At 46.8% G+C, this 26742-nt stretch carries 17 protein-coding genes; 9 read left to right on the forward strand and 8 right to left on the reverse strand.

Features of this window, described 5'->3' with window-relative positions:
* Positions 1 to 191: 191 nt before the first annotated feature.
* Complete coding sequence (locus QZZ22_RS09180) at positions 192 to 1244, forward strand: hypothetical protein (protein WP_292464242.1); 1053 nt, start codon at positions 192 to 194, stop codon at positions 1242 to 1244.
* Positions 1244 to 2131: a mechanosensitive ion channel domain-containing protein gene (locus tag QZZ22_RS09185; protein ID WP_292464243.1), complete on the forward strand. Its 888-nt coding sequence runs from the start codon at positions 1244 to 1246 to the stop codon at positions 2129 to 2131. Before QZZ22_RS09180 ends, QZZ22_RS09185 begins: the two co-directional genes overlap by 1 nt.
* A 28-nt stretch (positions 2132 to 2159) precedes the next feature.
* Here the strand turns inward: QZZ22_RS09185 and QZZ22_RS09190 are convergent, their stop codons facing one another.
* The 3 genes from QZZ22_RS09190 to QZZ22_RS09200 form a co-directional block, all read right to left on the reverse strand.
* On the reverse strand, positions 2160 to 2882 hold the full coding sequence (locus QZZ22_RS09190) for a hypothetical protein (protein WP_292464245.1): 723 nt from the start codon (positions 2880 to 2882) through the stop codon (positions 2160 to 2162).
* 64 nt (positions 2883 to 2946) lie between these two features.
* Positions 2947 to 9318, reverse strand: a complete 6372-nt coding sequence (locus QZZ22_RS09195; protein WP_292464247.1) for an RICIN domain-containing protein — start codon at positions 9316 to 9318, stop codon at positions 2947 to 2949.
* A gap of 481 nt (positions 9319 to 9799) precedes the next feature.
* Positions 9800 to 10213, reverse strand: a complete 414-nt coding sequence (locus tag QZZ22_RS09200; RefSeq protein WP_292464248.1) for a PGF-CTERM sorting domain-containing protein — start codon at positions 10211 to 10213, stop codon at positions 9800 to 9802.
* Positions 10214 to 10568: 355 nt separating this feature from the next.
* Here QZZ22_RS09200 and QZZ22_RS09205 point away from each other — a divergent pair, with 355 nt between their 5' ends.
* The 4 genes from QZZ22_RS09205 to QZZ22_RS09220 all read left to right on the forward strand — a co-directional run bounded on the left by QZZ22_RS09205 (position 10569) and on the right by QZZ22_RS09220 (position 13954).
* Complete coding sequence (locus QZZ22_RS09205; RefSeq protein ID WP_292464249.1) at positions 10569 to 11351, forward strand: tetratricopeptide repeat protein; 783 nt, start codon at positions 10569 to 10571, stop codon at positions 11349 to 11351.
* A gap of 19 nt (positions 11352 to 11370) precedes the next feature.
* Positions 11371 to 11886 carry a dihydrofolate reductase family protein gene (locus QZZ22_RS09210; RefSeq protein ID WP_292464250.1) on the forward strand — a complete coding sequence of 172 codons (516 nt, stop codon included), beginning with the start codon at positions 11371 to 11373 and terminating at the stop codon, positions 11884 to 11886.
* A gap of 347 nt (positions 11887 to 12233) precedes the next feature.
* The gene (locus QZZ22_RS09215) at positions 12234 to 12710 is read left to right on the forward strand and encodes a MarR family transcriptional regulator (protein ID WP_292464252.1); all 477 of its coding nucleotides are present in this window, start codon (positions 12234 to 12236) and stop codon (positions 12708 to 12710) included.
* A 68-nt stretch (positions 12711 to 12778) separates the two neighbouring features.
* Positions 12779 to 13954, forward strand: a complete 1176-nt coding sequence (locus tag QZZ22_RS09220) for an MFS transporter (protein WP_342765096.1) — start codon at positions 12779 to 12781, stop codon at positions 13952 to 13954.
* A 162-nt stretch (positions 13955 to 14116) separates the two neighbouring features.
* Here the strand turns inward: QZZ22_RS09220 and QZZ22_RS09225 are convergent, their stop codons facing one another.
* From QZZ22_RS09225 to gatE, 5 genes are all read right to left on the reverse strand, one after another.
* A complete protein-coding gene (locus QZZ22_RS09225) occupies positions 14117 to 15298 on the reverse strand; it encodes an argininosuccinate synthase (RefSeq protein WP_292464255.1) in 1182 nt (393 codons plus the stop codon).
* A gap of 35 nt (positions 15299 to 15333) precedes the next feature.
* Positions 15334 to 18561 carry a carbamoyl-phosphate synthase large subunit gene (carB, locus tag QZZ22_RS09230; RefSeq protein ID WP_292464256.1) on the reverse strand — a complete coding sequence of 1076 codons (3228 nt, stop codon included), beginning with the start codon at positions 18559 to 18561 and terminating at the stop codon, positions 15334 to 15336.
* A gap of 3 nt (positions 18562 to 18564) precedes the next feature.
* Complete coding sequence (gene carA, locus QZZ22_RS09235) at positions 18565 to 19659, reverse strand: glutamine-hydrolyzing carbamoyl-phosphate synthase small subunit (RefSeq protein WP_292464257.1); 1095 nt, start codon at positions 19657 to 19659, stop codon at positions 18565 to 18567.
* 92 nt (positions 19660 to 19751) lie between these two features.
* A complete protein-coding gene (locus QZZ22_RS09240; protein ID WP_292464259.1) occupies positions 19752 to 20765 on the reverse strand; it encodes a DPP IV N-terminal domain-containing protein in 1014 nt (337 codons plus the stop codon).
* A gap of 78 nt (positions 20766 to 20843) precedes the next feature.
* Complete coding sequence (gatE, locus tag QZZ22_RS09245) at positions 20844 to 22745, reverse strand: Glu-tRNA(Gln) amidotransferase subunit GatE (RefSeq protein ID WP_292464261.1); 1902 nt, start codon at positions 22743 to 22745, stop codon at positions 20844 to 20846.
* 473 nt (positions 22746 to 23218) lie between these two features.
* Between gatE and QZZ22_RS09250 the strand changes: the two genes are divergently transcribed.
* The 3 genes from QZZ22_RS09250 to QZZ22_RS09260 all read left to right on the forward strand — a co-directional run bounded on the left by QZZ22_RS09250 (position 23219) and on the right by QZZ22_RS09260 (position 26740).
* Positions 23219 to 23686 carry a 4Fe-4S dicluster domain-containing protein gene (locus QZZ22_RS09250; protein ID WP_015054839.1) on the forward strand — a complete coding sequence of 156 codons (468 nt, stop codon included), beginning with the start codon at positions 23219 to 23221 and terminating at the stop codon, positions 23684 to 23686.
* Positions 23683 to 24600 (forward strand): CoB--CoM heterodisulfide reductase subunit B, encoded by a 918-nt coding sequence (gene hdrB, locus QZZ22_RS09255; RefSeq protein WP_292464264.1) that lies wholly within the window; start codon positions 23683 to 23685, stop codon positions 24598 to 24600. The genes QZZ22_RS09250 and hdrB overlap by 4 nt, the downstream gene beginning before the upstream one ends.
* A 154-nt stretch (positions 24601 to 24754) precedes the next feature.
* Positions 24755 to 26740, forward strand: a complete 1986-nt coding sequence (locus tag QZZ22_RS09260) for a CoB--CoM heterodisulfide reductase iron-sulfur subunit A family protein (protein WP_292464266.1) — start codon at positions 24755 to 24757, stop codon at positions 26738 to 26740.
* Positions 26741 to 26742 lie beyond the last annotated feature (2 nt).

A 26742-nucleotide genomic window follows, 5' to 3' on the forward strand; every position in this document is an offset into this window, starting at 1 on the left:
GATGATCAATCTTTAGGACCAGAGCTGTTTGTTGGATATCGGTTAGGTCCGTTTAAAGACACAATCCATTATCTGAAGCGTTTTTAAATTCAGGGGATCTGTTTTCGCGAGCATTCTGCAAACAGATGAATACTTATATTTGTTCCACCAGATTTACTTGAAGAATATATTCCGGGTAAAGAGGTGTGGGGATGCCGGGAGAGTTTATCGGGTATAAGGATGAGATTAAGAAAATAGAGGATACTATCATAGATTTTGGCTCGGAACCGGGTGCCAGCATAGCCATAATCGCCGGACCTTATACAGGAAAGTCGACCCTTATGGACAATTTATACTATAAATTTCCATTGATGTCCACCAGAATAAAAATCCCTGCTGAATGGGATAGCTATGAAGATTGTGAGAAAGCACTTAACAGGGTTCAGGAAAAGATAGTCTTCATCGATGATTGTCATCTGCTTTACAGGAGAAGGGTAGGTGGTTTTCAAACACTTAGAAAATACCTGGATCATATTGCAACTCACCCGGAGCATCTGTTCATAACTTCCTGGAACATCTTCTCATGGGAATATCTCAACGAAACGCTTCACATCGAAAAGCATTTCCCCACTCAGATCCACTTGCATGGGCTGGAAGCTGATGAAATTAAGTCTATTATTATGTCTGACTACAATACCGGGGAAGTAATATTTGAAAGCGGGGACAAGAACACCATAGAACGATACCTTATATTTGAGAAGTATCCTCTGCGAATAAAGAACCTCGAAAGGACTATCGATATCCCGGTTCCCAAACTGAATTACAGTTTGCTGAATAGTCAGCTAAACAATTTCTTAAACCGCGTATTAAAAAAAAAGTCGCGACAAAATGAGAACGAAAAAACACCTGAAGAGCTGGCATTCCTCCGAATAAAGGACATCTCTTCCGGTAATATCCGGCTGGCACAGATTATCTGGCAAAAAAGCCTGCACAATTCGACAATCAAAGTAGACGAGATATATTTACCCTCTTTTAAGGCCAAGCTTGACTATGACACAACCTTTGTCGGTTTCCTGATACTTTCAATGGGGAAAGTAAGCCAGGACAGTCTTGAAGACGCTATCGGGGATGAGATAGATGTAGTAAGGTCCCTGGCGATACTCCGTAAGCACGAGTTGATCGATATCAGGGACAGAATATGTTCGGTAAATCCCGAAGCAATACAATACATTGAATCACTGGCCAAAGATGCGAGGATGAGATAATGTCGGATCACAATCCAAACCCTGCAGAGGTTCTGTTATCTATCCTGAATTTTGAAGTTGTCCTTCAGATTACCGTCCTATTGGTGGTATCTTACATATTTGTAAAGGTGGTTGTTTCCCTTCTTTTCCGCCTGTCGGAGAGATTTGATAGTCACCGGGTGCATATCCGTATGATTGCACCTCTTTTTAAGATTGTGTTCTATCTTATCGTGATATACTATATCGCCTCGTATGTTCTTTCAATTTCTTCAAGTCAGCTTGTAGCTTTTAGTGCACTTACGGGCGCAATAATAGGTTTTGGCCTGAAAGATATTTTTGCTGATGTTGCCGGAGGAATAGTGATCATACTTGAGAGCACCTATCATGTAGGCGATCAGATAAGGATGGGAGATTACTATGGCGAGGTTATTGATATCGGTCTCCGGTCTACCCAACTCAGGACCCCGGATGATAACACTGTCTCTGTCCCAAACAACCTGATCTTTATAGAAAGTGTTGCCAGCGGTAACTATGGAAAATCGGAGATGATGGTGATTACAGACATGTTCATCGATCCGCAGTCAGACGCATACCTTGCCATGAAGATCTCAGAAGAGGCAGCTCTAACTTCAAAGTACATCTTCCTGAATGAAAAACATGGGGTCACTATATTGTTGAACGAGTTTCCTTCCCATCTCAGGGTACGCATCAAGGCATACGTCAATGACCTTAGATACGAATTTGAGTTCAGGTCAGACATAACCCGGCGAAGCTGGAAGGCTTTTGCACAACATGATATAAAAGCTCCTGAGGCATTCTTCCCGGGATATTATCAGAGGGAACCCGGTGAGAGTTTTTCCCCGGACAGGCCATCGCGCTCGGAGAGAGTTGGTTTTGAGAATATATGATTAGCGACTTATAATAGATACTGCTTTTTTATATGACTGGAGTTTCTATCTCCAGCTTCACATCATAATCGTAAATGTCGACACGATTATTTATAGCGACCGGGGTCATCAATCCCTGAACATTCATTATGAACTCAATACGACTTTCTATGGAAGTTATACGATAACTGTCCTTTTCGATAGTGTACTTTATACTGTATTCCTTCAGTTGCTCGTCACCTTTAAGTTGCATGCCTGTCTTTCCGGTCTCCCTCAGCAGTGCATCGTTATCAGGTAAAGCTGTGAGGATAAAATAGGAATCTGTCTTTTCCATACTCAGAGCCGTGGAATTTGCCAGAAGAATATTAGCCTGGGTTAGCTGGTCATATGTGTCCCATATTTTCCCGTCAAGTCCTTTTTTTTCCCATGAATCTTCATTGTTCCTGAAATATGCATCATCACCACTTACTATAATATCAAACGAATCCCCGATAGAGTTCAGTTTGACAACCATCTTTCCATTAGAATAATCCACAGAACCATTTCCTCTGACAAGAGTGAAAACTTCACCCATCATTGATATATTACTGTGAATGTCAAACTGGTAGGAACTGACACCCCTGGAAGTATGAAGTATCTTGCCTGCAAGTGAATAAGCATCATTTGCTTCCCTGTGTTCAAGATAATAGGTCGCAAGAAGGACCAGGATACATGCGAGACAAATAAAAAGAAGCACTCTTTTATCAATCCCGATTTTATCTGACAACGGCACTCATATCCCTCCGTATTCGCTGTGATCGTACAACCAATTATCCTGTTGCCGTTATCATGAAAGTTTATCCTTTTCTCCTGAAAACGATCAGGTAGGATAGTAAGGCGACAATTCCAGTAAATATAAGCCACATCATGTATCCGGGCACTGATGTTCTACCAGCCAGGGTGCTTTCTTGCGGAACAGTGTATTTTAGATCAGCCTCTTCTGATAGCCCTTTAAAACCACCATCATTGGCAACTGCCTCTTCCACGACAGAGCTGAATGGTATCAATGGCTCCGGGTCCAGTGAGTCAATGATGCCGTCGCCATCTGTGTCAGGGTTAAAGGGGTCAGTTCCGATCCTGTACTCCGCTATATTGGACAGGCCGTCCAGATCCGAGTCAAGAGGACCTCTGTCCGGCTGGATAGTTCTTCCCGCAAGGGAAAAAGTAGACAGGTGCGAAACTCTTGCCCATACATAACCTGCGTAATTCTCACCATATATTTCAACATCATCGATGTTCACTCCGGTGTACGGAAGCTTTACCCATTTGCGTGTGTCCTCATTCAGATAATATAGACACAGAGTATTTTCATCGATGTCGTAAGGGTCAGATATGTCTCCATCCATGTTCTTGTCCAACTCGCCGGAACGATAGTAGATGGTCAGCAGAGTGCTGTTCATTATACTGATACTTGTATTCTGTACATTCTCACTTACGGTTACGTCGAGATATTTTCCGACCGCATACTCTACGGATGCGAGCCCCGAGCCACTGGTCAGGGGAAATGCTGAAGAGCCAAGTAACTTTATACTTACCCATGGTGTGACGTTTGCATCAAGTACTATGCCGACTGATGAATCAGTTTTCTTTATACAATCTACAGACTCTATCAGAAGGATATTTTGAGGGGCACTGTAATCTACCCGGACCGAACTGGCGGAGGTGGTGACCTGTGTGCTCCTGAAGGCATGCATTATTCTGCAGTGATCGTACATGTATGAGTCGGAGAGCATGAAAACCGTCTGCGTTGCGTTCCATACACCATACCTGACAGCCATCCTGTCGTATGGGGAGTCAATCATGTTCTGGAGCACATCACCATCGTTGGCTAGTACGTCCCAGATGAGTTTCCCTGCCGTACCGTTCACTTGTTGGGGCGTACCCAGCAACAGCACATACGGTTCATCGGTATGGTTGGACAGGAAATCATCTGCAGAGTAAACTTTTACATTGGTATATCTTTCCAAGGTAATCCTAAGTTTCTCATTCTTCTCATTCACATCATATACAACTGCGATATCCTTGACATCCGGTATGAGTGAATCCGCATCAAGCGAATCTTTCAGGTTGTCTCCATCTGTGTCTTCCAGTAGCGGATTGGTGCAAAGCTCAATCTCCTCATAATCAGTAAATCCGTCACCATCCGTGTCCACAGTGAGGGGATTGGTGTACAGCTCCAGTTCTTCAGGATCTGTCAGGCCGTCGGAGTCGGTGTCCTGCAACAGAGGACTGGTTCCGGCACCATGTACCTCATATCCGTCCGAGAGCCCGTCACCATCTGTATCATGATCATTCGGATCTGTACCATAAGCCCGTTCAAGGTAGTCAAACAGGCCGTCATCATCTGAGTCCGGTTTAAGCAGGTTGGAACCGAATATATGTTCTTCGAGGTCTGTCAGACCGTCATTGTCCGTGTCTGCTTTCCGGGGATTGGATGAAAGGAGGTATTCAGTCAGGTCATCCAGTCCGTCGCTGTCCGTGTCCGGGAGCAGAGGATCGCTTCCATAGAAAACTTCCGTACCGTCGTCCAGTCCGTCACCATCGGTATCATGGTTTGTCGGGTCGGTGCCAAGATAGTACTCCGCGAAATCGCCAAGACCATCACCATCTGTGTCGTAATTGCCGGGATCGGACATTGTAATGTAGCACTCGGTATGATCATCCAGCCCGTCAAAATCACTGTCCTTGAACCGCGGATCGCTGGTCACATGGATAGTGTAGGTACCTGATGAATTCGTGAGGCTCACAGGCCAACCTATCTGTTCATTGAGATCTATAAGATTGTCCTTGTCCTTGTCCTCTCCGGAACTCACCCAGCCAAGTCCCCTGTCAGGGTACTCATGGGTATCGATTATCCCTATGACTTCCCTGTCCTCTTCAGCAGGCGCAGGCACAGATACATTCCATGTCTGGTAGAAGCGCAATGCAAAGATATCCGTACCGTTCGGGGCACTGAAATTCAGGGTAGCGGACCCGAAGGTCTCGTTGCCTATGGCAGGAGTACCGTTGTATATCTCCTCATGCAGTGTGGAGTTATCCAGGCTTACGAAGAGCCAGCATTGGGAAGGTTCACCTGTGGAGTTCACCTTTCCGATCAGGGCATAATCGATCACTGCCGTGATATTAGTTTCGGGGTCGACCTTTATGTTACTGTCCATACTGTTCATGTCGACCTTGCTGACATATGCCTTTGATGTAAAGTTCATGTCATAAGGGTCCAGGATACCGTTTCCGTTAGTGTCCTTGGAACGTGGGTTGAGTCCCCTGAGGAATTCCATGAAGTCACTTAGTCCGTCTCCATCGGTATCCTCATTCAGGGGACTTGACCACACATGCTGGGTAAAGGTCTCGCCGTAGAAATCAAATTCCATCTCCCATCCATTATGTTCTACAAAGTCGCTGAGGCCGTCCCCATCGGTATCCCACAAAAGCGGATCATAACCATAGCGCAGCTCAAGTCCGTCCTCGAGTCCATCCCCATCGGCGTCTCTGTTCACGGGGGAGGTGCCGTATGCGATCTCATATCCGTCAGACAGGCCGTCGTTGTCAGTATCCCATCTGAATGGGCTGGTGCCATAACGCAACTCATCCGTATTGAGCACATAGTCACCGTCAATGTCATTGGATGAGATTGCTGTCCATAGTGTGAAGTTCCCGATATCGTTGGGCATAACATCAAAGTAGATGGTAGATGGTTCAGAATCGGAAGTACCCGTATCACTGTTTTCGCTGCAGTGCCAGCCGAACAGCCACCAGCATTTATCATAGTAATAATTATAGCTTGTTTTCAGCCAGAACATGAACGGGAAGTCAGCGGCAGCTTCCGGTTCGACCCAGAGTTCCAGATAATATCGTGTTTCTTTCTGCCAGGGATACTTGTACTCGGGTGTGCCCGCAGTGGTGGAAGTGCCACCGTCAAGTGTGTACGCAGCGCTATACAGATACTGAGGACTGATATAACTGTTCTGGAGATTTGTCGTTGAACCATGTGACGTGGTCGTTACAATTCCTTTGAAAGTGCTTTCCATTTCTATACGGTCGCCTTCCGTTAGACCATTGTTCGTCCGATCGTTCACGTTCACTGAAGTTTCCAGCATCTGCATGTCTAGTTCTGTTTTGACCTTTACCTTGGTGACGAGACTGATGATCCATCCGAATAACTTCTGGGACCAGCTTTCGCCCAATATCCAGCCCACGATAAGGTCCGAAAGGGCAATAAGTAATGCGATCGCCCACCCGACGACAGGTATTGCGGCTATGGCCATCAGAGCTACTGTATATAATATCATGAGTATGGCATACCATGCCCCTACGCCTACTCCGAAAGATGACCATCCCTCTTCCGAGGCTATTGTCCAGAATGCATAGAAAGCAAGCCCGGCTACGACAATGATACCGATAATCGCTATGGTGTTCGATATCCTGTTAAGTAAACCCATGAAACCGTTGCTAATCTTTGAGACCGACTGGAACATTGCCTGCAGGAGCTTAAAGCCCGTCTGGCCGGCAGTAGCCGCAAGGGGTTCAAGCCTGATGAAAGTGATGTAGGAATATACTGCCACTGCCCCTGTGATCAGTATACAGACTGCTTTGATTCCTCCAAGCACATACATGCCTGTTTTCTTAATAGTGCTCATGACGTCGATCTTTTCAGGTAAATTGAAATCCATTTCAACGTTACCTATTCTGGTAACGACGTATTCCCCCGTTCCCCAAGCGAGCACCAGGCTCATCATCGTTGCAAGGGTATCCTCATCAAGACCTCTGAACTGGCCCCACTGCATGACCTCCTCCAGCATGTCCTCCGTTGCAACGACTTCCCTGGTATCGGTATCGTACCAGGTCATCTTCATACTCTTTGTGGTCATCAGAGACCGGTCTGTCAGGTCTATATCAAAACTGTTGCCTGTAACATGCGACCCCGAATCCAGTTCATCCATAGTCTGATGGCGGAAATTATCCTCGAAAATACCAATCACCGGAACGATCAAACCTGCAGGTAAGGCAGACAATGCATCGGGGGTCATCTCACCCGTCATTTTTGCAAGAGCCTCGTCCTGATGGCCGGCGGAATCTATTTGAGAGCTGACTGTCACATTGTAGTCCTCTAATACCTCCGGCATCTGATCAAGGGATGTCTGACCCCTCAGGAACGCATATGAAAGGAGGAGGGCCGCTTCAAATATACGCTCTTTGTCTTCACTGTAGAACAAACCGACATCGGAACCATGGTTCCCTTCAATGGTGAAACCTGTGAGCGAAAAATCTTCATTGTATGTCGCCATGGTAGCGGAAACTGACTCACTTTCTATGGTCGTCAGGGTAAAATCCTCCCATTCACTACGTTCTAATTTAGTGGCAACGAGACCCCCTGAACTTAGTGTTGTTGGAGATGCGGAAACATACTTGCCATTATCAGCCTTCAATGAAACCTTACCATTTTGAGGATCAAGCATTTCGAATATCTCATATTCACTTATCTCACTGCTGTCGGCCATCAGCCTTCCCCCACCGCCATCGACTGCATATACGTACTTGCCGTTTGACGCTTTCAAAGCAACATCATTGTTGTTGAGGTAGACTATCTCAAATATCTCGTTATTCGTTACCGAGTTTGTTGTAACGAGTTTAAGTTTTGATGTCGCGCTGTCCAGTGAGATATATTCGCCGGAATATGATCTTAGTGTGACTTTCTTTGGCCTGTCAGTCTTTCCTGTAACTATCCATTTAAGCTGTACCTGGGTGGAGGTTTCAAGTGCCAAACCCTGCGGATAGAACATGCGGCCGTTCAGGGCAACGATGTTACCAAAGTCTTTTACAGGTGAGAGTGGAAGGTAGGCCTTGCCCAACGTGACAACGAGGCCGTAATCCTTAAGTGCATCTGGATCGGATGCAATTCCACCCGTAAGTTCAAGTTCCCATAGCTGCCGGTCAGTTTCCTGACAGGTGTTCTGGACAGTGCTTCCATTGGGTCCGGAACCCGCTTCCAGGCATTTTCCACTATTTTTAGCAATGAGCTTGTAGAATCCGTTACCATTCAGCTCCAGTTCCCAGAGCTGGTGGTCCTGCCCGGTGAAATTACCCAGGGTGATGTTTGCCTGATCGTCCTGGCTGGCATTGAATACCTCAAGGCATCTGCTATCGTTCCTGGAGACGATACTATAGTATTTCCCGTCCTGTGACTCAAGTTTCCACAGCTGGCTGTCCGTGCCGGTGCAATTGCCCGTAGTAACATTCAGCTGTTCCCCGTAGACAGCCAGTGGAGCCTCCAGGCACTCCCCACTGTCAACGGAAACGATCTTGCAGTCCATGGGCACGGTGAGCTCCAGCATAGGCGTGATAATGACATCATCTTTTGAATTGTTGAGGTCTTTCATCGTTCCCCTGGAGTCCCCGTCGGGCCAATCCCAGCTTTGGGCAAGCAGTTTAAGATTATCCGGATCCTCTGGTCTGATCTGGAAATTCAGGTAGGTGGGACTGCCGTCCGACTTGAGATTGAAGTCAAAACTCTCCATTGAGGACGATTTTGAAAAAGGCGATAAGTCCAGGGCGTCGATAACACCGTCATTGTCATTATCAAGGTCCCAGGCATTTGGAAACCCGTCACCGTCCACATCAGGATGGACTCCAGTGACTTCGAAATAATCAGCAAGCCCGTCATCATTAGAATCAGGTTTCAGGGAATCAAGGCCATTCTGTATCTCGTAGAGGTCATCCAGCCGGTCAAAATCAGAATCCGGATTATTGGGATCGGTCCCAAGTACCAGCTCAATAGAGTCCGGGATTCCGTCGCCGTCAGTGTCCGGACCATACTTCGCCGGGTCCATGTCAATTTCTGAAAAATCTGTTGAGAGCAGCAAGGGAGAACTCCCATCCCCCTTCTCCTTAATTGTATCAGCATTTATTGCGGCCAGCAGGGAATCAAGATCTATGCCGGTGTCGCGCTGGTTTGCAAAGGCAACTGTCTGTGCCATGGCGTTAAGTGCCGAAACTTCGAAAGGTGTGATAGATGATGAAGTAAAGGTAGCATTTAGAAAATCATCGTCGCTGGAAGCAGCCATGGCAGGGTAGACACCTGAACCTATTAAGAGAAAAATCGTAAATAGTGCAAAGAGCTGAATAACGTTTCTTTGGTTAATAAAGAGCAGAGTAGCCGTTTTGATAGTCATGACATAAGCTCCGTAGTTGGAACTTCATTCTTGTGTAGTAATTCTGTTTCTTTTTCTATAATAACCTTTCTAAAAAATTTTAATTGATTCGCTTTATATATATACAAATAGAGAACGGGATCTATAGAGATTCTTAGAAATACAATATGGAAAGAATCCTCATCTGCCTGCTATCAAATGTTTTTCGAAACGCTTGAGTGTATCTTGCTAGTAAAAGTGTCCTGCTTGTCCCTAATTAACGAACAGCATTACCTTTTGTTGCTTCAACAAAATCAAGAACACATTTTGTACTTTTGACTGTCAAACTTGGGATAGATTATCGCCTCCGCTTCTGCGAGAAACTGGACAGAGATATCTGCTGATGAAACTAAGATGTTACTTCTGGTGGGCATCCTGCAACATTAAATAAATAAATAAATAAATAAATAAATAAATAAATAACTATATTTAAGGAAAGTGCATGTGGCACTTGCTGCACAGCTCATTTACGGATATATCTCCGCATTAAGTAAACGGCTGCCAGTAATCCGACAACTGCAACACTTGATTCAAATCCCGGAGATTGCTGCCCATCTGTTCTGTTGCTTACGCTGTCGATTCTTTCGCTCGCATTTCCAAGTTTCTCACTTGCATTACCAAGTCTTTCACTGCCATTTCCAACTCTCTGGCTTACGTTACCTACTCTTTCACTGGCAGTATCAAGCCTATCACTTGCATTACCAACATTCTCACTGGCAGTATCAAGTCTGTCACTTGCGTTACCAAGTCTCTCACTTACATCACTGAATGTCCCGGTTACATTATCATTTAGAGAACTAAGTACAAATGACGCCATAAGTAATCCTGAAACAGTAAGCACTGCTAAAATCAATATGACGGATAGTTTATGCTTCATATCATCGCCCCAACTCCATATAAATAAAGTTGGTGATTAGATATTTAAGCGCTGCTAATCTTAGTTCAATAAGAGTTATATCGAAAATAAGTTAAAGGACAAAATAAAAGTACTGCTCTCCCTCTATCACTCTCTTCTGATACTGTCCCATGGTGCAGTGCAGGCAGTTCTTTGCAAGGTCTGTCCCCGGCCGGTCCCATCTTACTTTCGGCTGAGAGATATCGCAAGGTCTCGTAAGGTAAAATGAATAGGTGCAGAGGCTTGAATGAAAATGGAAAGTAATTAGACAACACATTTATATTCTCTTACCTTAACTATACGAACTAATTATTCACTAAGTCTGATCTTACTTTCATTGGATTGTCAATATCCAACTATTAAAGAATCAATAATCTTTCATTCTAAAATAATACTGTCACTTGGGGGTAAAAGAATAACCGACCATGAGCCAATAAAATCAGATGCTGTCGTAAGTTCTAATGACGACTTACCGGAACACAAGGAAAGCGAAGTGAGTACGGAACATCAGGATGCATTTAAGGAGCTCAATGATCTGGCTGCACTCTATCAATCCCAGGGCAAATACTCTGATGCTGAGCCTCTCTACCTTCGTTCATTGGAGATGAGAGAGAGCACGCTGGGTCCGGATCATCCATCTGTAGCTACAAGTCTGATTGATCTGGCCGGACTCTACCAGGTTCAGGGCAAATACTCTGTTGTTGAACCTCTCTACCTCCGTGCATTGGAAATTACAGAGAGAACATTGGGCCCGGAAAATCCCTCTTTTGCCACAATTCTCAATAGCTTGGCTGTGATCTACAAAGCCCAGGGTAAATACTCTGATGCTGAACCTCTCTACCTTCGTTCATTGGGGATCAGGGAGAACGTACTGGGTCCGGAACATCCGGATGTAGTTGCAAGCCTCCGCAGTTTAGCCGGACTCTACCATAACCAGGGTAAACATCTCAAGGCTAAAGAATTGTACATTCGGGCAATCACAATAATCGACAAGAACAAAAGTGAAGGTCATCCCGACTCATTAAAGTGCTTTGAGAACTACGCCCATTTACTGGAAAAAATGGGACGAAAGCGTGAAGCAGTAAAAATGCGCAATCGCGTTAAACGAACACGTTCATAAAAAGCGGACACTTGTTGAAATGAGCCGGAAAATTGTTTACATTGCTACCAGCCTTGATGGTTTTATCGCAAGAAAGGATGGCGATATCGATTGGCTGGAAGAAGACCCTTCTTATGACTACTACACGGAGTTCATCAAAAATGTCGAGATCATTTTGATGGGAGCCACTACTTATAAAAAAGTGCTTTCCTTTGGGATTGGCTGGCCTTATCCGAAACAGATGTCATATGTTTTCACCCATAAGAAATACACAGATGAGAATAAAATCAAGTTCACGGATGAGGACATAAGATCTTTCATGAAAAAGCTCCAGGCCGAGACCACGGGTGACATCTGGATAATGGGAGGAAGCAGCCTGATCAATCAGTTCCTTAAGAAGGGCTTAGTGGATGAGATCGTAATAGGTATCCAGCCAATAATCCTGGGAGAAGGAATACCCCTGTTCACGCAACCGGATGAGATCAGACTGGAGCTGACTAAGGTCAGTTCGTATGACAAGGGGATGATTCAGGTTCATTATAATGTGGTGGAATGAATATTCATGATCCACATGCAAGTAATAATTTGATTATGCGTATTTATATGTGTAATGACTTTCAGCTTATAGCTCGGTCTTCCCCCTCCTCATCCTCCCGGTTATATCACCAAAATGGCTGGCCTTCCCTTATCAAGAAGCCCCATGAATTCAAGTTCCTTTTTTTTAGCAGCCAGCTCACTTGAGATTTTACTCCCAGATTGTAGTTGCGTATCATTCCGGCAGATACTACACAAATTTGTAAACTACGAATGGCATTTTAACAATACCCTTAAATACCGCATCTATCTTTATTGTTGTCGTGACAACAGTTGCGCAGGCAACTATGCAGAAGTAAGGAGCATCACATGGACAAAATACCACTTGGAGCATTGATTTCTATAACATATCGCAGTCATTTTGTGAGGATAAACAACCAGATGAAAGAGCTTGGTCTCTCTGCGGGCCAGTTTCTCGTACTTATGGTGCTTTCGGATGAGCATGATATTACACAGGAAACACTTGTCGGAAGACTGCTGATAGATAAGGGAAGCATAGCCCGGGCAATCAATGTCCTTGAGGACAAAGGTCTGGTCAAACGCAGCACTGATGAGAGTAATCGTCGGGCTGTGCGTCTTCATCTTACGGAAACAGGGGAACAGCTCATCCCGGAAGTAGTAAGAATAGACAGGGAATGGGAAGAAGCTGCATTTTCAGGACTTACAGAAGACGAGAAGACACAGGCAAAACGACTGCTCCTTAAAATAACACAGAACAGTTACGAAACTGTTTACGAGAATGGTGATAAGAAATGGAAAGAGTTTCCCCTGAAAGACATGCAATAAATAGTCAAAATCAAAATTCAAAGCAAAAATATGAGCATTTAAAAATTATCGTGATATTATGTGCATCTATGCTGACTATTATGGGATCAGCTGCAGTTGCACCGGCACTGCCTGAAATGCTTGAATACTTTGCTGATGTGCCAAATGCAGGTCTGCTGGTATCCATGATAGTTACACTACCTGCACTTGGTATAATTATCAGTTCCCCTTTTATCGGTATCCTTGCTGACAGGTACAGCAGGAAGAAGATGCTCATGGCATCACTTGCCATATTCGCGCTTGTAGGTGTCACCGGTGCATTCCTCAATACACTCTACATGATACTTGCCTTCAGGACATTACTTGGGGTAGGTATCGCAGGAATGACAATATGTGCCACGGCACTTCTTGCCGATAACTATACTGGTGCCGAGCTGAAGAAAAAGATAGGACTTCAGGCAGCATGTATGGGTCTTGGGGCCGTGGTACTTGAAGTAGCAGGGGGCGCCCTTGCTGACATAAGCTGGCATGCACCTTATTACATCTACCTGATAGCACTGCTGATAATTCCGGGAGTGATGATCTCAATAGGTGAATCAAAAAACAGCAGCAATCATGACCACGGGAAGTTCGGAAATGTTATGGCAAAGAAGCAGATGCCCCTTAGAAGTATAGCTCTCATCTACATTGCTACATTCATACTCATGGTGCTGTTCTTCTCCGTACCCACAAAGCTTCCGTTCGTTCTGAGCGACATGGGCATCTCATCAGCACTAGTGATTGGAGCTTTAATTTCAATTATCGGATTATTCGGCACAGTCGGAGGGCTGGCACACATAAGAGTATCAAGGTACCTGTCCGAGATAAATACGAATTTCGTCTCCTTTCTGGTATTTGGGGGAGGTATCTTTATCCTTTCCATAGCCCCGGATATTCGCACACTGATAATTGGATTGATAATAGGTGGCATTGGTTTTGGAGTCATAAACGCCACCAACATGAGCTGGCTTGGCAGGATCGCTCCGGAACACTCACGCGGCAGGATATTTTCCGGATTCACAACCGTACTCTTCCTCGGACAACTTGTCAGCCCTATAGTTATTCAGCCCATACTCAAAACAGGTACACTCTACGATGCCTATGCATTCCTGGGAATTGCCGGAATCGTGCTGGGTCTTATCTTTGGCGTGGTCAGTAGCATGAAAATCATCGAGCCTCCAGTCATAATTGCTGAACATCCTGTCAGAGTGGAATCAAGAGAATAAATGCCAGACGGAATTCAGAGAACTATCTGCTGAACAATGAAAGTTAATTAAACCACACTTACCATCACTCGTGTAAGAGAAAGAGAGTTGATGACCTCATGGTCATCAATGTATTATTTTTAGCCGAAATCAAAACAGTCGTGTGCCTTTCGGCACACGACTTCACTTCTCAACAACTTTCTTATACAATCTCGCCTGGAAGCCATGGTACTTCGCGTAGCCTTCTGCGTCTTTCTGGTTGATGGTGGCGCTGTCGAAGGATACCATGTCCTCGGAGTAGAGGGCGCAGGGGGAGCCGCGGGCCAAGATCATGACGCTGCCTTTGTAGAGTTTGACTGTGACGGTTCCTGTGACACGTTCCTGGGTCTTGTCTATGAAGGCGTTCAGGTCGTGGTAGAGGGGCTCGTCAACAAGGCCGGAGTATGCAAGCTCGGACCACTGCTCGTCAACCATTTTCTTGAACTTGAGCTCGGCGCGGCTTAAGACCAGCTTTTCCAGATCCTTGTGGGCTGTGAGCAGCACTGTGGCTGCGGGGTGCTCGTAGTTCTCACGGGCTTTAAGACCAAGCACGCGATCCTCGATCATGTCCGTGCGGCCGACACCGTGGGAGCCTGCTATCTTGTTGAGCTTCACGATGAGATCCACGCCGCCCATCTTCGTTCCGTCAAGAGAGACGGGGACACCTTTCTCGAAACCAATCACCAGGGTCTGTGCATCCGGTGCGTTTGCCGGGGAAACCGTCCACTGGTAGATCTCCTCAGGGGGGATGAAGGCAGGGTCTTCCAGCTTACCGCCCTCGATACTGCGGCTCCATATGTTCTCGTCAACGCTCCATGGCTTTGCGGTCGTGACAGTCACGGGGATGCCGTGCTTCTTTGCATACTCTATTTCCCACTCACGGGTGAGGTTCATATCTCTCATGGGTGCGACAACGTCCAGGTCGGTGAGCCTGAAAACAGCCTCGAACCTGAGCTGGTCATTACCCTTGCCGGTGCAACCATGTGCCAGTGCAACAGCATTTTCCTTCCGGGCGATCTCAACGACCTTCCTGGCAATAAGCGGGCGGGCGATAGAAGTTCCCATCACATATCCCTCATAGTCGCCATTGGCCTTGATCAGGGGGAAGATGTAATCCTGCACGAACTCATCACGTGCATCAATTGTGAAGTGCTTGTTGCTGATCTTCTGCGCTTTCTCTTCGGCCTGCTTCACATCTTCTTCCGGCTGGCCCACGTTCACAGCTACAGTAATGACCTCATCGTAGCCGTATTCCTCTTTAAGCAGCGGGATACACACGGATGTGTCAAGCCCGCCCGAATAAGCAAGTACTACTTTCTTTGACATATTATCTGGTCCTGAAATTCATTAAGAGCTAGCCATCATTTAACTATCTCTTTATGGTATTCATTGATTGATTTTACAGTCCCCTCGCCCAATTTCATCGAAGTTATCGCGGAGGCTGCTGCAAGTGCTGCCTGGATGGTCGTGATATAGGGTACCTTGAAGTCCACAGCCGCACGGCGTATCCTGGAACCGTCCTTACGCGCCTGCTTGTTAGTCGGCGTATTTATAACAAGAGCAACCTCGTCCCTGCGCATCATATCAATGACATTGGGGCTGCCGTCATGAACTTTCTTGACAATTCCCATCTCTATGCCATGCTGCTCAAGGAACTCGGCAGTGCCTTTGGTACCGACCAGATCGATCCCTGCAACCTTGAGCTTGCGTGCAACTTCCAGCAATTGTTCTTCATCCACATTCCTTATGGACATGAACACCTTGCCATTAAGAGGCAGTATGTTATCAGCGCTGAGCTGGGCCTTGAAGAAAGCACGCCCGTAATCATAGTCAATGCCCATTACCTCTCCGGTACTCTTCATCTCCGGCCCGAGCACAGGATCGGCACCTGGTAGTTTATCAAATGGTAAAAGTACTTCTTTTACAGCAACATGTTTTATCTTTGGCTCTCTCTCCAGGTTGTATCCGAGTTCCTTCAGGCTTTTGCCAATTATCACCTGTGCAGCTATCTTTGCCAGCGGTAGTCCTACAGCCTTGGATACGAAAGGTATTGTCCTGCTTGAGCGCGGATTAGCCTCAAGAATATAGACAACGTCTCCCTTTTTGGCCATCTGGAGGTTTACCAGGCCTTTCACATTCAGTGCAAGTGCTATCTTGCGTGTATAGTCGCGCACAATTTCCAGCGTTTCCTCGGAAAGGGACTGCGGTGGGATAACACATGCGGAATCACCTGAGTGGACACCTGCTTCTTCGATGTGTTCCATAATGGCACCAATAAGTACGTCTTTGCCATCACACACGGCGTCGACATCTATTTCCACCGCACTCTCAAGGAAATCGTCAATGAGTACCGGATGTTCAGGAGACACCTTTACAGCTTCGCGCATGTAGCGCTCCAGGTCATTCGTGTCATAGATTATTTCCATGGCCCTGCCACCCAGTACGTAGGAAGGCCTGACAAGTACAGGATAACCGATTCGTGTAGCGATCTCGACCGCCTGGGCCTGTGACTTTGCATAACCTGCATCCGGCTGCCTGATGTCCAGTTGCTGCATCAGATGGTTAAATTTCTCACGGTCCTCAGCTACGTCTATGTCTGTAGGAGAAGTACCGAGTATAATGGTATTGAGGTCCTCACGCCTCTTAAGCTCCTTCTCAAGCGGCATTGCAAGATTGATGGATGTCTGGCCGCCAAACTGGACAAGCACACCGTAGGGCTTTTCTTTTTCAATTACATTCATCACATCTTCAAGAGTAAGCGGCTCAAAGAACAGCTTGTCGGAAGTATCGTAGTCAGTAGAAACAGTTTCAGGATTATTATTAATGATCTGGGCCTCTATGCCCTGTTCCCTTATTGCCGTTACTGCGTGCACAGTACAGTAATCGAACTCTATACCCTGACCTATCCTTATGGGTCCCGAGCCCAGTATAATTATTTTCTTACGGTCAGTGGGCTGCGATTCACACATAGTCTCATAGCAGGAGTAATAATATGGAGTTGCAGCTGCAAATTCCGCAGAGCATGTATCTACCATCTTGTAGGTAGTGGTTATTCCTGCTTCCCGTCTCAGGTCGTTGATCTCTTCTCTGGTCCTGCCGGTATGATTTGCGATCTTGGAGTCAGTGAAACCCATACGCTTGCTGCGCCGTAGAAGATCTAAGGACAGTTCGCCTGACTTTGCATTCTCATGCAGGGCATTTTCCATGTCCACTATGTTCCTGATCTTCTTGATGAAGAAAACATCTATTCCTGTCAGATGGGAAACCTCTCCGACGGTGAACCCGTTTCGAAGAGCATAGTAAATAACGAATAGCCTTTCACTGGTAGGGGTCTGTAGCAGGGTCCTGACCTCGCTGCTGCTCCATTCATCGGAACCAAGATCCATCTTGATATCGAGGGAACGGATAGCTTTCTGCAGGGACTCTTCTATTGTACGACCGATAGCCATTACTTCGCCGGTGCTCTTCATCGCAGTTGTCAGCGTTTTGTCTGCGTTGACGAACTTATCGAAAGGCCACCTGGGTATCTTGGTAACAACGTAGTCAATGGTCGGCTCAAAAGAAGCCGGTGTCTGTTTTGTAACGTTGTTGAGTATCTCGTCAAGCTTCATACCAAGTGCGATCTTTGCTGTAACTCTGGCTATCGGGTAGCCGGTTGCTTTTGAGGCAAGTGCGGATGAGCGGGAGACACGGGGATTGACTTCGACTATCCTGTAGTCGCCATCCTTGAGGGCGAACTGGATATTACAGCCCCCTTCAATAGCAAAAGTGCGTATGATCTTGATAGCTGCAGTCCTGAGCATCTGGTGCTCCTGGTCATTGAGGGTCTGTGAAGGTGTTACCACAATGGACTCGCCTGTGTGGACTCCCATGGGATCCAGGTTCTCCATATTACAAATGACTATGCAGGTGTCATTTGCATCACGCATGACCTCATACTCGAACTCTTTCCATCCGAGTACGCTTTCCTCTATAAGCACCTGGTGGATCCGGCTGCGCCTGAGTCCCCTCTCACATATCTCAAGGAGTTCCTCCCGGGTATGGGCAATACCGCCGCCTGCGCCTCCAAGGGTATATGCGGGACGGATGATGAGTGGAAGTCCAAGTTCATCAATGACTTCCTCGGCTTCTTTCAGGGATGACACGGCCCTGCTGCGCGGGACCTTTTCTCCTATCCTCTGCATGGTCTGCTTGAACAGCTCACGATCCTCTGTGTTCTTTATAGCATCAAGGGATGTGCCCAGTAATTTCACCCCATACTTTTCCAGGATGCCATGCTCTGCAAGTTCACTGGTCAGATTAAGTCCGGTCTGCCCACCGATACCCGCAATGATACCGTCAGGCCTTTCCTTCTCGATTATCTTCTCAATGGACCTGTAGTCAAGAGGCTCGATGTAAACGGCATCGGCCATCTCGGGATCTGTCATGATGGTTGCCGGGTTAGAATTCACAAGCACGACCTTGATCCCTTCTTCCCTAAGGGACCTGCATGCCTGGCTGCCAGAGAAGTCAAACTCTGCCGCCTGGCCTATCATTATCGGCCCTGAGCCGATTAAAAGTACCTTTTTGATATCTTCACGTTTTGGCATCGTTTACTTCCTCCCTGCAAGTTTCAAAACCTTGTCAAAGAACGGCTTTTCGGTATCCATCGGGCCCGGATGTGCGTCAGGGTGATATTGCACGCTGAACATATCGAGATATTTGTGGGATATTCCCTCAACGGTCTTGTCGTTCGCGTTAACCTGGGTCACCTGGACATCTGCCTGCTCAAATGAGTTTGGATCCACCGCAAAACCATGGTTCTGGGATGTGATGTGCACTATGCCTGTTTCGAAGTCCTTTACCGGCTGGTTCGCACCCCTGTGACCGAACTTCAGCTTGTAGGTATCTCCGCCAAGTGCCAGGGATATGATCTGGTGCCCCAGGCAGATACCAACTATTGGTAATTCGCCTGCAAGCTCTTTAACGGCTTTGATCCCGCCGGTCGCTGCCTGCGGGTCTCCGGGACCGTTGGAAAGGAAAAGCATATCAGGCTCATACGAACTGATCTGCGAAGGTGATGTGCTCGCCGGTACTACCGTGACATCCATGCCACGGGCCAGCAGGCTTTTTTCTATGCTCAGTTTCCTTCCGAAATCCATGAGCACTACATTTACCGGGTTATTGGGATCACGCAAAGGACTTTCTATCCTGAAAGGCTGTGGACAGGTAACTTTTGATATAAGGTCAAGCTCTGAGATATTTGGCAGTTCCCTGGCAAGCCTTACAGCTTCTTCACCATCATCGCTGCCATTTATAAGAGCTGAGCGCATTGTACCATATTCACGGCTCTTGATAGTGAGCATACGTGTATCCACGCCGGAGATGCCGGGTTTTCCCGCATCTTCCATTAACTTGAAGATCGTCTTCTTCGAAAGGTAATGGGACGGCTCCAGGCACTCTTCCCTTATAACAAGGCCCTCTGCCTTGACGCCGTCTGACTCAAAACAGCTTTCGCTGACACCGTAATTACCAATTAGTGGATAAGTGAACATGAGGATCTGACCCTTATATGACGGATCGGTCAAAGCCTCCTCATAACCTGTATATTGAGTGGTGAAAACAAGTTCCCCGGTAACGATACCTTCGGCACCGAACCCGGTGCCTTTAATAATTGTCCCATCTTCTAAGCCTAGTACTGCATTCATTGTAAGAACCTGCGTCTACATGTAAGGAATAGGCTATAAGTATTGCGATGGAATTACATGAGTAGCCATCATAATCTAAAAAAGTGAAGGAATTACCTTATCTTTCTAATGAATGAATACACTATACCCGATACTATAACAAAAGATATTAATAAGACTGATACTATAAACTTTTTAGGTTCATCTGTTGCAAAGGCTCTGACATTGTTTATATGAGGATTGATTTCTGCATAATTCTCTTTTTCCATATATTCTACAGTGGAAACCTGTTCTGATTGCTCGATCCTGAGCTTTAATACCCATAGATTGTATGCATCAACTTCATTAGTAGATACGTAAGCGATATGATGGCCATCAGGACTCCACACAGGCGCTCTCTCGCTTGACTTGTCCATTGTGAGCTTTTTCATTCCCGTACCATCTACGCGCATGATCCACAGATCATAGCTGCCATCCCTGTCGGATGAAAATACAATCATATCGCCTTCCGGGCTGTATGCAGGCTCTATATTGTCGAATTCATCCTCATTCAGGCGAGTTGCTTTGACCGCATCCGGCTCCTTGGTGTATATGTCACCCTCAAGGGAATATAGCAGCCTGCTTCCATCCGGGCTCCAGGATGGGGAGTTCTCGTCACCCTTGTCATCGGTGATCTGCACGCTTTTCTTGCTGCTGATATCCATTACCCATATATCATAGTTCCCGGAAATTCTGGAAATGTAAGCCAGACTGCGACCGTCGGGGCTCACCACGGGGCTCCTTGAATCGGATGTTCCGGTCAGTTTCATATTATCGCTTCCATCAGCATTCATCACATGCAGGCTTATATAACGTGCTGAGTATGCAGTCCTGCTTTCAGTGGCGTAATATATCTTAGTGCCATCATGATTGAATACCGGGTCTCCAGACCATGCAAGAGTGTCATAGAGTTTTTTTGTGCCCGAACCGTCCGCATTCATAACCCATATTCCCTGGTTATATGCATATGTCAACTTCTTGCCATCCGGGCTCCACGATGGATGATTATACCCTTTACCATCTGTCAGCCTGATGTCCTCGTCTACAATAATGGCTCCTGCTCCGCATGCAAGTGGTAGCAACAACAATAACGCCAGAAATATGAACAAAATATCCAGACAATATCTTGTTTTAGTAAAAGATGAATGCATCTGCATTAAAATATATTAAGTGGATATATATATATTAATCTTTTGTTGTAGGGTTTCACTTAATATCTTGCCATCTACCTTGCCTCTGAACTCAGCCATTACCACACCCATCAACGGCCCGACTGCAGCAGGTCCTTTTTCCCTGACAAAGCTACTACGATCCTCTATTATCTGGTCTATGAACTTCTCGACGAGAGTGATGTCCATTCCTCCAATTCCAAGCTGTGAAGCCGCATCTTCAGCGCTAAGGCCAGGTTCCCTGGCAATCGCTCTTAATATACTATCTATGGCCTCCTTAGATATCCCGCCGTCAGCTACCAGACTAAATACATCCAGGAAATGACAGTCTTCCAGCTTGTCTACCTCTACACCGTCACGCCTGAGTTCCGGAAGCATCCCTGTTAGTGTTCTAACTACAAGAGTGGCAGTGACAATGGTATTGCCTTCAAAGCGCTGCATCAGTTCCTCGAACAGAGGCAGGTGAGAGGAATAAACTATCTTCTCGGACAGTTCCCTGTGAAGGCCGTAATCCGACTCAAAACGCTTTGCACGCTCGGTCAGGATTTCTGGTATTTCTATGGATCCAAAATAAGCTGGTGAGATTTCCACTTGCGGGACATCAGTCTCGGGATACATCCTTGCAGCCCCCGGGAGCGGCCGCAGGTAGGAACTATTCCCGTCCGGTAGCGCACGGCGGGTTTCTTCCGGCACTCCTTCAAGGGTTTCCCTTGCCCTGATAATTACACTTTCCATGGCGCCTCTTGCGCGCACTTCAAGATCAGCCACCATCACAACAGCATCATTCTCAGTTGCACCGACAGCGCGGCGCAGCATATTAACCTCTTCGGCTGTTATGCCGTAATTGGGAAGCTCATCAGTGTGAAAGATGCCGCCAACGCCCGAGGTCTTGGCCCGGTCAGAGAACTCTGTCCCGATGCGCCTTCCGGGCTGCACTTCCCTGCCAGTGAAGCCGGCAAAGCCCGGCAGCAGGACTGCAAGCACTTTCCCCTTTTTCAGTGCATTCAGGAGAACCTTGGACTTCGTACCCCTGAAAACATCAGTAACATCGAAAACAGTATCACATACAGAAGCCCCTCTTGCGAGGAGTTCATCTCTGATGGCGAGCAGGCTGACCTGCCGTTGTACTTCGCGCTCGACGATCGTCTCTATCATATCCAGTGCCTGCACACCTTTAAGCTCAACACGGGCACCTTTTGCTATAGATATGTTGACATCCTGGCGTATGGTACCCAGACCACGCTTGACCTTTCCTGTGGAGCGCAGCAGCATCCCTATCTGCTGTGCAGTTTCCTTTGCGTGGGCAGGAGAGATTATATCCGGCTCCGTGCCTATTTCTACCAGCGGGATGCCAAGACGGTCAAGTGAGTAAATAATGGAATCACCCTTATCCTCTATCTTCTGGCATGCCTCCTCCTCAAGGCAAAGCACACCGACACCTACAGGCCCTACGGATGTATCAATAATACCATCCTTTGCCAGGAAGGCTGTCCGCTGGAAACCAGAAGTATTGGAACCATCCACCACTATCTTGCGCATAACATGCACCTGATCCACCGGCCTCATACGCAGGAGCTTGGTGATGCAAAGCGCAATGTCAAGAGTCTCCTTGTTTATCTCTGTTGGCGGCTCATCATCATTCTCAACCAGGCAGGTGGTGTCATACCCTTTGTATATATATTTGCGCTTCAGTTTGGATTGTTCAAGAGCTGCCCTGTCAGTCTCACCCATCTCACTTTCTGTGGGGCGTAAGTAACGGAAGAATTCATAAGTTGATTCACCAAGGTCCCTTATAAGAGTGGGGCATCTGCAAAATAGCTTCTGTTTTGAATCAAGTTGCTGATGGATCTCAAGACCGCATTTCAGACCCAGTCCGGCATAATCGAATTTATCGCTCATGAATTATCTCACCAAATGATTTTCGCATACAAGTCGGTTCATTCATCCAACAGCCTCAGAATGTATAAAGGTATTGTTCATCGACATGATTTTCAAAAGTCCGCGTATAAAGCCTGAACAAGAATAATCGAAAGGTTTATCATATACAATCATTTACAATCCATAGGTTATTCTGCTATGTACAAAGGTAGCGATAATTATTGCACTTATAGTATCAGTATCAATTCCTCACTACATGCATCAGTAGGCAGATGCATTAAAGGGGCCGGAGCATGGTGATATTTAGTGTAAATCTCCATAAGCCCTGCAAGTTGTTTTGCTCAGTTGGGCCATAGTGTCCTCACATAATATGTTCTAAAGTGAAGAATTATAAGAATCATTCATGATAGATGCGAAGCGTTTATAAGGGATAATCATGTACAATATCTTGTTGAAAGACTAATTATTAATCATTATGGATAGGAGTTTGCAAGATGTCATCAAATATCGAACGCTGCTACCAATGTGGTCAATGCACAGCCGCCTGCCCTATGGCTGAGCAGGAACAGGCCTACAAGATCCGCAGATTCCTGCAGATGGAAAAGCTTGGCCTCAAAAGTGAGGAGCCAATGGACATTCCATTCATATTTTACTGCACGACCTGCTACAAGTGTCAGGATAACTGTCCACAGGGCGTAAAGATAGTTGATGGACTGCTCAGTATCAGGGAAGCTGCAGTTCGTGATGGCAATATACTGCCTGCTCACAGGAAGATCGGGCAGATGCTGATGGATAGCGGTCACGCAGTTCCAGGTAATGAGGATGGGAAAAAGAGGCGTCTGCAACTGGGCCTCGATGAAATGCCACCAACAGTTGCAAGTTCTGAAAAACAACTCAACGATATAAAGATACTGTTGAATCTATCCGGTTTTGACCAGATAGTTGCTGAGGAGAAGGCATGAGAGAACTCTCCTTATTCCTGGGCTGTGTAGCTCCTAACAGATACCCGGGAATAGAAGTTGCTGCCAAGAAAGTATTCTCAACACTGGGTGTAGATCTCGCTGACCTTGACGGTGCTTCATGCTGTCCCGCGCCGGGAGTATTCCGGTCTCTTGACAAGCTCACCTGGCTTACACTGGCCTCAAGGAATATCACACTATCCGAAAAAAAGAGCGATGACATCCTTACTATCTGCAATGGCTGTTTCAGCACGCTTAAAGATGCCAACGACATGCTCAAAGAAGATCCTGCTTTGAAAAAAGATGTCAACTCAAAGCTTGCAGAGATCGGACATGAATTCAGAGGCACTCAGGATGTAAGGCATGTTGTGGAATATCTCTATCAGGAGATAGGAGTCGACAAGGTAAGGGAAGCTGTTACAAAGCCCCTGCACCTCAGAGTCGCTGTACATTACGGCTGCCATCTTATTCACCCTCTAAAGGATTCAAAGCTCGGGCTCGCCGGCAAACCTACGTTCTTTGATGAACTTGTAGAAGCAACCGGGGCCACCAGTGTTGATTATGAAGATAAAATGAGCTGTTGCGGTGCCGGCGGAGGAGCCAGGACTGCAATCCTTGATGCGACCCTGAAAATAGCAAACAAGAAACTTGAGCACATGACTGAGGCAGGTGCCGATTGTATCGTTGACGCATGCCCATTCTGTCACCTTCAGTTCGATGCGGGGCAGGCAGAGATCAACCAGAAGTTCGCAAAGAACTATAACCTGCCGGTTTTGCATTATACGCAGCTCCTTGGACTTGCCATGGGCTTTTCACCCGAAGAGCTGGGAATAGCAATGAACACGGTGGATACTTCCAGGTTCATCGAAAAGGTAAAGATGGATACCTCCGGGAACGAAGTGTGCACTATCGTGTGATATTGCAGGTACACGTTGCTTTTCGAACTGGTATATTTTCAATTCAAAATATTCTTAACTCATAGAGATATCTACAAAAACATAGCCTTGTGCCGGTAAACATGCTTTATGTGATTACCCAGGTTATGCTATCGGATCAGCCCGGAGAAGAAATATGGTCAAAGAAGTATCGGTCAAAGAAATTGAAACAGCAGACACTCCCAGAATAGGGGTTTTTGTATGCGAGTGCGGCGTGAATATAGGTGGTGTTGTGAACTGCCGGGCTGTGGCGGATTATGCTTCCACATTGCCCAATGTGGCCACCTCCGTGGTCAACAAGTACGCATGTAGCGATGCAGGGCAGTCGGAGATAAAACAGGCTATAAAGGACCATGATCTTAACCGTGTTCTTGTGGCCTCATGTACGCCCAAGACACATGAACCCATCTTCAGGGCATGTGTGGAGGAAGGCGGCCTGAACCCTTACCTGTTTGAATTTGTCAACATAAGGGAACATTGCAGCTGGATTCATATGCAGGACAAGGAGAATGCCACAAAGAAGGCGAGTGAGCTGGTGCGCATGGGCATTTCCAGGGCGCGGCTCCTCGAACCTCTCCAGTCCACCGAGGTTCCTGTCACGAACAAGGCACTTGTTATCGGAGCAGGTGTTGCAGGTATGCAGGCAGCCCTGGATATTGCCGATATGGGTTACAAGGTCTACTTGGTTGAAAAGAATCCATCTATCGGCGGCAAAATGGCACAGCTTGACAAGACCTTTCCCACAAATGATTGCAGTATATGCATACTTGGCCCGAAGATGGTGGAAGTTTCAAGGAACAGAAATATCCAGCTTATGACCTATTCCGAAGTGGAGGAAGTGGAAGGCTACGTAGGTAACTTCAGGGCGAGGGTCAGGCACAAGTCCCGTTTTGTCGATGTCACTACCTGCACTGGCTGTGGCTCATGTGTTCAGAAATGTCCGATAGAGGTACCAGACTTTGAATTCAATGAAGGTATAGGCACCCGCAAAGCCATCTATGTACCATTCCCCCAGGCAGTACCACTCCGGGCCGTTGTGGACAGGTCAGTCTGCATAGACTGCGGTGCCTGCATCAAAGCCTGTGAGAGCCATTCTATCAATATGGAGCAGGAGGAAACATTCTCCGATCTGGAAGTAGGTGTGATAGTCGTAACCACCGGATACGATATATATGACCCGGAGCCAACAAATGACTTCGGGTATGGGATATATGATAATGTTATCACCGGGATGGAGCTTGAGCGCCTGCTCAACGCCAGCGGACCTACAATGGGCAAGCTGGTGAGGCCCAGTGACGTCAGGCCTCCAAAGCGCGTAGGCTTTATCCAGTGCGTAGGCAGCAGGGACAAGAAGCGTAACAGGTATTGTTCCGGATTCTGTTGCATGTATGCATTGAAGGACGCCCAGCTTATAAAAGAAAAATATCCTGATTCTGAAGTATATATCATGTACATGGATATCCGGGCACCTTTCAGGAACTATGAAGAGTTCTATGACCGGGCCAGGGACATGGGTATCAAGTTCATCCGCGGAAAGCCCGGGAAGGTGAGCAAGGATACGGATAACAGTGTCATTGTCCGCGTTGAGGACACGCTGACGAACAATATTTACAATCTTGAGCTCGACCTGCTCGTGCTCAGTGTGGGAGCCGTGGCAAGTGAAAGTTCTGAGCGTGTCAGGCAGTTGCTTAAGGTTAGCAGGGCAGCCGACGGATTTATGATGGAAGCACATCCCAAGCTAAAACCCGTTGACACAACACTTGACGGTATATTCATAGGCGGTGTGACCCAGGGACCTAAGGACATACCTTACTCAGTATCCCAGGGAAGTGCCTGTGCCGCCCGTGCAACGCGATATCTTGCCCAGGGTAAGGCAACCACTGAAGGCATCACTGTGGAAGTTGATGAGGATATCTGCGTCGGGTGCGGAATATGTGTGCCTATGTGTCCCTTCCAGGCGTTGTCGCTCGCAGATGGAAAATTGGCAATAATCAAGGCACTTTGCAAGGGGTGCGGAACCTGCGCCGTGGCATGCCCCACGGGAGCGCTGCAGCAGAGCCATTTCAAGAACCAGCAGCTGCTTGCCCAGGTCAGGAGTGTTTTCACATTTGAGGGAGAATAAAA

This window comes from Methanolobus sp., assembly GCF_016278365.1.
Classification (GTDB): domain Archaea; phylum Halobacteriota; class Methanosarcinia; order Methanosarcinales; family Methanosarcinaceae; genus Methanolobus.